The sequence below is a fragment of the Planomonospora algeriensis genome (genome assembly GCF_977012225.1).
Map to the genome: position 1 here is coordinate 1 of NZ_CDRNDK010000236.1, position 9678 is coordinate 9678.

Consider the following 9678-nt stretch of genomic DNA (forward strand, 5'->3'; position numbering starts at 1 on the left):
TGGCCGGGGCGGGCGCGGCCGTCGCGGCCTGGTGATCGCCATGGTCGCGGGCGGCGCCGCGACCCCCCGCATCATCCCGGGCCTGCCCGACCAGGGCATGCTCACCCGCTGGGGGCTGCCGCTGTCCAAGCTGGCGATGGACGTGACGGGCGTGCTGACCGTGGGCGCGCTGCTGGCCGCCGCGATCCTCCTGCCCAGCGACAAGGGCCTGCTCGGCAAGCCCGCCCTCGCCTACGTCAGGGCCGCCTCGTGGCTCGGCCTCGTCTGGGCCGCCGCCGCGGCGGCGACGATGGTCTTCAGCCTGTCCGACGCGCTCGGCATGCCCGTCGCCGACGTGCTCGGCGGCGACGAGCTGACCAGTTACGCCAGCCAGGTCTCCCAGGGCATCGCACTCACCCTGGTCGTGCTCTTCGCGGTGGCCATCGCCCTGTTCGCCCGCGGGGCGATCACCGTCGGATCGGCCGGCGGGCTGCTCGCGCTCGCCCTGGTGACGCTGCTCCCGCCCGCGCTGACCGGCCACTCCGCCTCCTCGCCCAACCACGACCTGGCCACCACCGGCGTCGCCGTGCACCTGGTGGTCCTCGCACTCTGGGTGGGCGGGCTCGGCGTGCTCTGCGCCCACGCGGTGCGCGGGCAGCCGTACCTGGAGGTGGCCGCCGCCCGCTTCTCCACGCTGGCGCTGTGGTGCTTCGCCGGCGTCGGATTGTCGGGCCTGTTCAGCGTGCTGGCCCGGCTCACCTCGGTCTCGGAGCTGTTCACCTCCGCCTACGGCGTGCTGCTGCTGGCCAAGACCGCGGCGTTCGCGCTGCTGGGCGCGGCCGGCTGGTGGCACCGCAGGCGCACCCTGCCGGCTCTGGCCTCGGGCGGGAGCCGTACGTTCGTCCGGTTCGCCACCGGGGAGATCGTGGTGATGTTCGCGGCGGTCGGGCTGGCCGTGGCGCTCTCCCGCACCGCTCCGCCCCCGGCGATCCTCCCGGTCGACCGGGCCTTCGAACTCCTCGGCTACACCATGCCGCCGGAGATCTCCCTGGCGAACCTGGCCTCGCTGTGGTGGTTCGACCTGTTCTCCGGCACCCTGGCCGCCCTGCTCGGCGGGCTCTACCTCGCCGGGGTCGTACGGCTCGCCCGGCGCGGCGACGCCTGGCCCTGGGGCCGCACCGCCGCGTGGTCCATCGGGGTGCTGATCCTGGTCCTCGCCACCCAGAGCGGAGTGGCCCGCTACGCCAAGGTGCTGTTCAGCGTGCACATGGCCGAGCACATGACGCTCTCCATGCTGATCCCGATCTTCCTGGTCCTCGGCGCCCCGGTCACCCTGGCGCTGCGGGCGCTCAAGCCCGCCGCGCGCCGCGGCGACCGGGGGCCCCGCGAGTGGCTGACCACGATCCTGCACAGCAGGTTCGTCCGCTTCGTCGGCCATCCGGCGATCGCGACCGCGATCTTCATCGTCTCCACCTACGCGCTGTACTTCACCCCGCTGTTCGCCGAGGCGATGGAGGAGCACCTCGGGCACATCGCGATGACGGTGCACTTCCTGATCAGCGGCTGCCTGTTCTTCTGGGTGATCATCGGCGTGGACCCGGCGCCGCACAAGCTGCCGCACGTCGCCCGGCTGGTCGTGCTGTTCGTCACGATGCCCTTCCACGCGTTCTTCGGCATCGCGCTGATGAGCATGGGCACCGTGCTGGCCGCCGGCTGGTACGACCAGCTCGGCCGGACCTGGGGCGAGTCCTCGCTCGCCGACCAGCGGACCGGCGGCGCCATCGCCTGGGGCTTCGGCGAGATCCCGACACTGATCGTGCTGCTCGCGCTGGCCTTCCAGTGGTGGCGCGACGACGACCGCAGGGCCCGCCGCGCCGACCGCCGGGCGGACGCCGCCGCGGCCCGCACCGGAGGCAGCGGCGACGCCGAGCTCGACGCCTACAACGATTTTCTGGCAAAGCTCGATAAGCGTGATCGCGGCGAGTAGCCCTGCGGCTACGGCCTTCTATCCCCTCACCGCTGCCTTACGCGCCGCGAGGTAGCCTTTCGATCAGGGGGAATGGGTAGTCATCCCAGCGGGTGCGGCGTCCGACTGTCGCGCACCACGTTCATTCACGTGCCCGGTCGGGGGACCGGCGGTAGCCGTGCGCGTCAGGAGGAGTTGGCGTATGTCCGAGGAGCTTCGCATGCGCGAGGGACGGAGCCTCGCCCAGACGATGGAGGAGCGTCTCGCCGACTGGTCGGCGCGTACGGGGATCACCGTGGAGATCTGGGCGCTCCCCTCCCGCGACGCCTCCCATCTGGTCGTCCGGGCCGTCCTGGCCGCGCTGGCCGAGGCGTTGTCGAACGTCGAGCGGCACAGCCTGGCCAAGACCGTCTCGGTCGCGGTGACCCTGGGGGACGGCGGGCTGCGGATGACGGTGAGCGACCACGGGATCGGGTTCGACGGCGCGGCCATCGGACGGGGCATCACCGCCATGCGGACCCATCTGACGGAGGTCGGCGGCGCGCTCACCGTCAACGGGGTGCCCGGCGGCGGCACCACGGTCACCGCGACGGTGCCGCGCGGGCGGGTCTGAGCGGCGTCCGCGGCTGGGGCGCGCGGATCGGCGCGCCCGGACGGCTACGGCAGCGTCAGGATCTCGTGGCCCGTGTCGGTGACGAGGACGGTGTGCTCGAACTGGGCGGTCCGCTTGCGGTCCTTGGTGACGGCGGTCCAGCCGTCGGGCCAGATGTCGTAGTCGATGGTGCCGAGCGTCAGCATGGGCTCGATGGTGAACGTCATGCCGGGCTCCAGGGTGACCGCCAGCGACGGGTCGTCGTAGTGCGGGACGACCAGGCCGGAGTGGAAGGTCGTGCCGATGCCGTGGCCGGTGAAGTCGCGCACGACGCCGTAGCCGAACCGCTTGGCGTAGGCCTCGATGATCCGGCCGACCACGTTGAGCTGGCGGCCCGGCGCGACGGCCTTGATGGCCCGGTTGGTGGCCTCCAGCGTGCGCTCGACCAGCAGGCGCGACTCCTCGTCCACCTCGCCGACCAGGAAGGTGGCGTCGGTGTCGCCGTGCACGCCGCCGATGAAGGCCGTGATGTCGACGTTGACGATGTCGCCGTCGCGCAGCACCGTGTCGTCCGGGATGCCGTGGCAGATGACCTCGTTGATCGAGGTGCACAGCGACTTGGGGTAGCCCCGGTAGCCGAGGGTGCTGGGGTAGGCGCCGTGGTCGAGCAGGAACTCGTGGCCGATGCGGTCGAGCTCGTCGGTGGTCACCCCCGGCGCCACGTGCCGCCCGACCTCCTGGAGCGCCTGGGCGGCGATCCGGCCGGCGACCCGCATCCGCTCGATGATCTCCGGAGTCTTGACGTCGGGTTCACCGGTCTTCGGGGTTTTCTTCCCGACGTACTCCGGCCGCTGGATGTGGGCGGGAACCTTGCGCAGGGGCGAGACCCGCCCGGGCTGGAGCACTGTCGTCATGGTTGCACAGTCTAATTGCCGTTCGCACCGGGCAGGATTGCCGCTATGAGTGATCAGTGGTGGTTCTGCCTGAAGCACATGGCGGTCGAGCCCGAGCAGGGCTGCCCGAACAAGGACCGCATGGGCCCCTACGAGACCCGCCAGGCCGCGGCCGACGCCCTGGCGACCGCGGCCGACCGCAACGAGAGGTGGAAGGACGAGGACGAGGCCTGGGAGAAGGACTGAACGACCGGACGGCGGGGACCGGCCCGCCTCCCCCGAGCGGCCGCCGCCATGAGGACCGCGCGGCCGGGCCGCTCTCCCCGAGCGGTTAGGACCGGTCCCCGACGACCGCGTACGCCCGCACGGGGAAGGTGCCCATGCCCGCGACCATCGGCGGGGCGGCGTGGAGGCGGAACCCCGTGTCGGGCAGCGCGGCCAGGCCGGTCATGTGCTCCACGATCGGGATCCCCGCGCCCAGCAGCAGCGTGTGCGCGGGGCGCTCCCCGCGCGGCGGAGTGTCGTCGATGTTCAGCGAGTCGATCCCGACGAGCGCCGGGCCCCGGTCCGCGAGCCACTTCGCCGCCTCCGGCTCGAGGTAGGGGTGGTCGCGGAGGTAGGCCTCGGTGCCGAAGTGGCGGTCCCAGCCGGTCTGCACGAGCACGGCCTTGCCCCGCACGTCGAGCCCCTCCAGCAGGTCGGCGCCGACCGAGCGCAGGCCCTCGGCCCGCACCACCAGGCCGGGCAGGTCGGCGAGCGCCTCCAGCGGCACCCCCGACAGGTCCGGGCCGTCCGGGTAGCGGTGGTGCGGGGTGTCGAGGTAGGTGCCGGTGTTGGCGACCAGCTCGATGCTGCCGATGTGGAACTCGGTGCCCGGCGCGTAGACCTCGCGGGAGGCCTCCCGGCTCAGGTGCGTGCCGAGCCGGGGGCCGGGGACGCCCGGGTAGGTGACCATGCCCTCGGTGATCCGGTGGCTCAGCTCGACGAGTCGCCTCACGGGGCGCTCACCGCCTTCCTGCGGGACTGGACACCCCGGATGTACCGGGCACGTCGGTGCATGCGAACACGGACGACACATGATTCACAAGTGCGGTGCCGGACGGCAAATCCGCAGGTCGCGGCGGGATCCGAGGCCGGGGCCGGCGGGGTCAGTCGGGGACGTGCGGGCCGCTGAGCCGTTCCAGCAGCCGGGCGAGGCGGGAGCGGAGACCGGCCCGCTGCACGGCGGGGCGGGACTCCTCACCCGCGGCCATGCTCACCAGGTGCTGGGCCCCGTCGAAGGAGAGCGGGGCGCGGGCGGGGACCGCCAGCGCGTCATGGGCCAGGCCCTCCAGCTCGGGGTCGCCGCCGTCCAGGGCGAGGATCGTCGCCCCGGTGCGGCGGGCGTCGCTGACCCGCTCCAGCAGCGGGTCGGGCGCCCGCTCCTCCGCCACCACGAACAGCGTCTCCCCCCGCCGGGCCTTCTCGATCCGCTCCAGGCCGATCCGCAGGTGGGCGGGGGCGTCCGGGGGCGGGGACCAGCGGACCAGCGTCGGGGAGAGCTGGGGCAGGCCGGAGAGCCGGGCCTCGTCGCCGAGGTGCGCGGCCAGGTGCCAGGGCTCCTCGACGGGGGTGCCGACCACCAGCAGGCCGCCGGGAGAGCGCGTCGTGCGCAGGGCGCGTCCCAGCTCGCGGGTGCGCTCCACCCACCCGGTCGACTCCAGGATCTCGCGCAGCAGGGCCACCGATCCACCGTCCATGCGGACAATCGTGCCTCAGGCACCCTGGGGCCGTCCGCGGAACGCGGGCCTGGCATCATCTGGCGTGGAGGCGGGACGGACCCGGGGACGGGCCGGTCACCGCCGGCGGAGCGGACCGCACGCGCCGAGGCCGACGGGCCCGGTCCGCGGCGGCCGAGAGCGACGAGGAGCGACGAGTGAGCACTGACCTTCCGGACGTGAGCGGGCTGTCCATCGGGATCCTGGGCGGCACCGGCGACCAGGGCAAAGGACTGGCCAGGCGGTTCGCCCTCGCCGGGCACACCGTGCTGATCGGGTCGCGCAGCGAGGAGCGGGCCCGGGAGGCGGCGGAGGCCGTCGGCGCGCGGGCGCGCGGGGCGGACAACGCGACCGTGGCCGCCGAGGCCGACATCGTGATCGTGGCGGTGCCGTGGGACGGCCACAAGGCCACCCTGGAGTCGCTCCGCGCCGAGCTGGCCGGGAAGATCGTCGTCGACTGCGTCAACCCGCTGGGCTTCGACAAGCAGGGCGCCCACGCCCTGGCCGTGGAGGAGGGCAGCGCCGCCCAGCAGGCCGCCGCCGTGCTGCCCGACAGCCGCGTGGTCGCGGCCTTTCACCACGTCTCGGCCGTCCTGCTGCTGGACCCCGAGGTCGACGAGGTCGAGCTGGACGTGCTGGTCCTGGGCGACGACCGCGAGGCCACCGACACCGTCCAGGCACTGGCCGGGCGGATCGCCGGCGTCCGCGGCGTGTACGGCGGCCGCCTGCGCAACGCCCACCAGGTGGAGGCGCTGACCGCCAACCTGATCTCGATCAACCGCCGCTACAAGGCCCACGCCGGCCTCCGCCTCACCGACGTCTGACCGGACCGGGCCCGCGGCCGGACCCGGCGCGGATCGTGCCGGGCGCGCCGGTGCCGTACGGCCGCCGCCCGGCGGGTCAGATCCAGCCCGCGTCCTGCGCGATGCGGACGGCGTCGACCTTGTTGCGGGCGCCGGTCTTGCCGACGGCGGCGGTCAGGTAGTTGCGCACGGTCCCGGCGGACAGGTGCAGCCGGGCGGCGATCTCCTCGGCCGGGGCGCCGCGCGCGGCCTCGGCGAGCACCTCCCGCTCCCGGGCGGTGAGCGGGCTGGCGCCGTACTCCATGGCGGCGGTGACCAGCTCCGGGTCGAGCACCCGGAGCCCCTGGGCGGTGCGCCGGATCGCGTCGGCGAGGCGGTCGCCGGGGGCGTCCTTGACCAGGAACGCCTCGATGCCGCCCGCCAGGGCCCGGCGCACCTCGCCGGGCCGGCCCAGCGCGGTGAGGATCAGGACCCGGCAGCCGGCAGCCTCTCCCGCAGTTCCGACGCGGCGGTGATGCCGTCGACCGCGGGCAGGTCGATGTCCAGGACCGCCACGTCCGGCCGGGTCCGCAGGGCCGCCGGGACGATCTCGTCGCCCCGGACGACCTCGGCGACCACCTCGATGTCGGACTCCAGCCGGAGCAGCGCGACGAGGGCCGAGCGGATCATGTGCATGTCCTCGGCGAGGAGCACCCGGATCATGCGGGCACCTCCACCGCGAGCCGGAAGCCGCCGCCGGGGGTCCGCTCGGCGCGCAGGGAGCCGCCCAGGCCGCCCGCCCGTTCCCGCAGCCCGGCCAGCCCGGTGCCGTCGGCCGCCCGCTCCCCCGGCGCGGAACCGCCGGCCGGCCGCTCGGGGGCGCCGTCGTTGACCACCTCCAGCCGCACGTTCCCCGCGGTCCGCGAGGTGCTGATCGAGCAGGTCGTCGCCCGGCTGTGCCGGACGAGGTTGGTGACCCCCTCGCGCACCGCCCAGGCCAGGGCCTCGTCGACCGGCCGGGCCAGGTCCAGGTCGGCGAGGTTGGCCTGGACCTCGATCCCGGAGGCCGCCAGCAGCGCCGTGCCCCGCCGCACCTCTTCGCGCAGGGACATCTCCCGGTAGCCGCGCGCGACCTGCCGTACGTCCTGCGCCGCGTCCCTGGCGACCTGGACCAGGTCGGCGAGCTCGCGGCCGGCCGCGTCGGGGTCGCGCCCGGCGAGCCTGCGGGCCAGGTCGCCCTTGAGCGCGATCGCGGTCAGGCTGCTGCCCAGCCCGTCGTGCAGGTCGCGGGAGATGCGCAGCCGCTCGCGCAGCACCGCCGCCTCCGCCAGCTGGGTCCTGGCCTGCTCCAGTTCCCGGCTCACCACCACCAGCCGGGTCACCCCGTAGATCACGAATCCGGTGACGATGAGGGTGATGACCTGGTAGAAGGCGTGCTGCAGTTGCGCGGGATCCGTGGCGTAGCGCCAGCCCAGGGCGAACTGGGCCGCCGTCATCGGAACCAGGCAGCCCAGGGCCACCGGCGGGCGCAGGCGCAGGAGCACCGAGCCGAGCAGGATGGTCGGCATCCCGGTCCACCAGTAGCCCAGGTACTCGAGGTGGGCGTCGAGGACCGGGATGGGCGCGTAGGCCGCGACCGCCTCCACCGCGAGCAGGACCGTGGGGGCGCCGGGCTCCGCGCCGCGCAGCGCGGAGCGCAGGTGCAGGAAGAACGGCACGAAGAAACCGGGCAGGCAGGTCGCGAGCACCACGAGCCCGGGCATCCCGCCGAGCCGGGCGATCGTGATGACCGGGAAGACCATGAAGCCCACGGAGATCAGCACGACCAGGCCCACGGCCAGGCGCTGGGGGGCGATTCTCATGTCCGAAAACATACGCTTTCGTCAGGACTTATGACCTGCGGGGTTCCCACCGGAACCAGCGGGCGATCGCGAACACCCCGAGCAGCGCCCACCCTGCGAGGGTCAGGAGGGGCGCGGCCGCCGCCTGCAGGTCCCCGGCGAGGGTCCCGTCGGGGGCGTAGGCCGTACGGGCCAGGTCGACCACCGCCCCCGTGGGCAGGAACCCCAGCACCGTGCCGACCCAGCCGGGGAGCATCTCCAGGAGCGGGCCGAAGCCGCCCGCGGCGGCCCCGGCCAGGAAGAAGAACGGCATGGTCATCACACCGGCGACCTCGGTGCGCGGGACGGCGGCGGTGAACGCGGCGCCGAGCAGGCACAGGACGGTGACCCCGGCGACCACGGCCACCAGGTACAGCAGCGGGTCGCGGGGGACCGGCAGGCCTGTCAGCGCGTACAGGGCCGCCGAGACCACGGCGGTCAGCAGCGTGGTCTGCACGACCAGGTTGCCGATCTCACCTCCGAGGATGTGCCGGTCGCTCAGCCCGGTGGCCCGCATCCGCTTGAGCAGGAGCTGGTCGCGGCGGGCGGTGAGGGTCACCGCGATCTGGTTGAACGTCGCGATGACGAGGATCATCGCGAGCACCCCCAGGTGCGCGTCGAGCACGGCCTCCGCGCCGCCCCGGAGCCGGTCCATCAGCAGCGGCATGCCGATGCCGAGCCCCAGGGAGAGGGTCACGGACGTGCTCAGCGCGACCTTGTCGCGCCAGTAGAGCCGGCCGCCGAAGCGGGCCACCACCGCCAGATCACGTGTGGACACGCTCACGCCACCTCCGCCTTCGGGGAAGTCCCCTCGCCCGCGGCGAGGTCCAGGAACAGGTCTTCGAGGTTCGCCGTGCGGACCTCCAGGCCGCGCAGGCGCAGGCCCCGCTCGCCCGCCCAGCCCAGCAGGGTCTGCGCGGCCAGGTCGGGGTCCTCCACGCGGCAGACCGCGGTGCGGCCCTCCACCGAGGCGACCGGGACCGGCAGGTCCTCCGGCGCGACGCCGGCGGGCAGCTCGAAGGCGACCCGGCCCGCCCGGGCGGCCAGCGTCTCGGCCATGCCGCCGGAGGCGACCACCCGGCCCCTATCCATGATCACCATGCTGGCGGCCAGCCGCTGGGCCTCCTCCAGGTAGTGGGTGGTCAGCAGGATCGTGGTGCCCTGTCCGGCGAGGTCCCGGATGACCTCCCAGGTGTTCTGCCGGGCCTCGGGGTCCATCCCGGTGGTCGGCTCGTCGAGGAAGAGCATGTCCGGGCGGCTCAGCACGGCCAGCGCCAGGTCCAGGCGGCGCTTCTCGCCGCCGGAGAGCTGGCGCACCTTCGTGCCCGCCTTGGCGTCCAGCCCGGCCAGGCCGAGCGCCTCGTCGCGCGGCCGGGGCGCGGCGACGAAGTCCCGCCAGGCGTCCACGGTCTGCGCCACGGTCAGGTCCGGGAAGAACCCCGCCTCCTGGAGCATGATCCCGGTGCGCCTGCGCACCCGGACCCGGTCCCGGGCCGGATCCAGCCCGAGGACCCGCACCATCCCGGAGTCGGCCCGCTGGAACCCGGCCAGCACCTCCACCGTCGTGGTCTTGCCCGCGCCGTTCCGCCCGAGCAGGGCGAAGATCTCACCTTCCCCGACGGAGAACGAGACGTCCCTGACCGCCTCGAACCCCCCGTAGCCCTTCACGAGCCCGTCCACCTCGATCGCTGTCATGCCGACGATCCTCCAGGGCGGCACGGGCCGGGAACAGTGAGGAATTCACGACTTGGCGGTCATGACCCGCCGGGCGGGGCGGCGGTGACCGGGGCGGGAGCCGGAACGGCGGCCGGGACGCGGACCGGGGCTCC

General features: G+C 73.9%; 10 protein-coding genes and 1 pseudogene. 4 read left to right on the top strand and 7 right to left on the bottom strand.

Annotated elements, in window-relative coordinates; translation table 11 throughout:
* The first annotated feature begins 31 nt into the window (after positions 1–31).
* Both ACWJ6R_RS22245 and ACWJ6R_RS22250 read left to right on the top strand, forming a co-directional pair.
* Positions 32–1966, top strand: coding sequence for a cytochrome c oxidase assembly protein (locus ACWJ6R_RS22245; protein WP_449064094.1), 1935 nt, complete (start codon positions 32–34; stop codon positions 1964–1966).
* A 181-nt stretch (positions 1967–2147) separates the two neighbouring features.
* On the top strand, positions 2148–2558 hold the full coding sequence (locus ACWJ6R_RS22250) for a sensor histidine kinase (RefSeq protein WP_449064085.1): 411 nt from the start codon (positions 2148–2150) through the stop codon (positions 2556–2558).
* Positions 2559–2602: 44 nt separating this feature from the next.
* On the opposite strand, the gene map is transcribed toward ACWJ6R_RS22250, so the two are convergent.
* Positions 2603–3451 (bottom strand): type I methionyl aminopeptidase, encoded by an 849-nt coding sequence (map, locus tag ACWJ6R_RS22255; RefSeq protein ID WP_449064086.1) that lies wholly within the window; start codon positions 3449–3451, stop codon positions 2603–2605.
* Positions 3452–3496: 45 nt separating this feature from the next.
* Here map and ACWJ6R_RS22260 point away from each other — a divergent pair, with 45 nt between their 5' ends.
* A complete protein-coding gene (locus ACWJ6R_RS22260) occupies positions 3497–3676 on the top strand; it encodes a hypothetical protein (RefSeq protein ID WP_449064087.1) in 180 nt (59 codons plus the stop codon).
* 85 nt (positions 3677–3761) lie between these two features.
* On the opposite strand, the gene ACWJ6R_RS22265 is transcribed toward ACWJ6R_RS22260, so the two are convergent.
* Together ACWJ6R_RS22265 and ACWJ6R_RS22270 are read right to left on the bottom strand one after the other, a co-directional pair.
* The gene (locus ACWJ6R_RS22265) at positions 3762–4427 is read right to left on the bottom strand and encodes a cyclase family protein (protein WP_449064088.1); all 666 of its coding nucleotides are present in this window, start codon (positions 4425–4427) and stop codon (positions 3762–3764) included.
* Between the two features lie 151 nt (positions 4428–4578).
* The gene (locus ACWJ6R_RS22270) at positions 4579–5169 is read right to left on the bottom strand and encodes a hypothetical protein (protein ID WP_449064089.1); all 591 of its coding nucleotides are present in this window, start codon (positions 5167–5169) and stop codon (positions 4579–4581) included.
* A gap of 176 nt (positions 5170–5345) precedes the next feature.
* On the opposite strand from ACWJ6R_RS22270, the gene npdG reads away from it, so the two are divergent.
* Positions 5346–6011 (top strand): NADPH-dependent F420 reductase, encoded by a 666-nt coding sequence (npdG, locus tag ACWJ6R_RS22275; protein ID WP_449064090.1) that lies wholly within the window; start codon positions 5346–5348, stop codon positions 6009–6011.
* A 76-nt stretch (positions 6012–6087) separates the two neighbouring features.
* Here npdG and ACWJ6R_RS22280 read toward each other — a convergent pair.
* The 4 genes and pseudogenes from ACWJ6R_RS22280 to ACWJ6R_RS22295 form a co-directional block, all read right to left on the bottom strand.
* Positions 6088–6692, bottom strand: a pseudogene (locus ACWJ6R_RS22280) (response regulator transcription factor).
* Positions 6689–7831, bottom strand: coding sequence for a sensor histidine kinase (locus ACWJ6R_RS22285; protein WP_449064091.1), 1143 nt, complete (start codon positions 7829–7831; stop codon positions 6689–6691). The pseudogene ACWJ6R_RS22280 and the gene ACWJ6R_RS22285 overlap by 4 nt, the downstream one beginning before the upstream one ends.
* 28 nt (positions 7832–7859) lie before the next feature.
* Positions 7860–8627 carry an ABC transporter permease gene (locus ACWJ6R_RS22290; protein ID WP_449064092.1) on the bottom strand — a complete coding sequence of 256 codons (768 nt, stop codon included), beginning with the start codon at positions 8625–8627 and terminating at the stop codon, positions 7860–7862.
* Positions 8628–8629: 2 nt separating this feature from the next.
* Positions 8630–9544, bottom strand: a complete 915-nt coding sequence (locus ACWJ6R_RS22295) for an ABC transporter ATP-binding protein (RefSeq protein WP_449064093.1) — start codon at positions 9542–9544, stop codon at positions 8630–8632.
* Positions 9545–9678 lie beyond the last annotated feature (134 nt).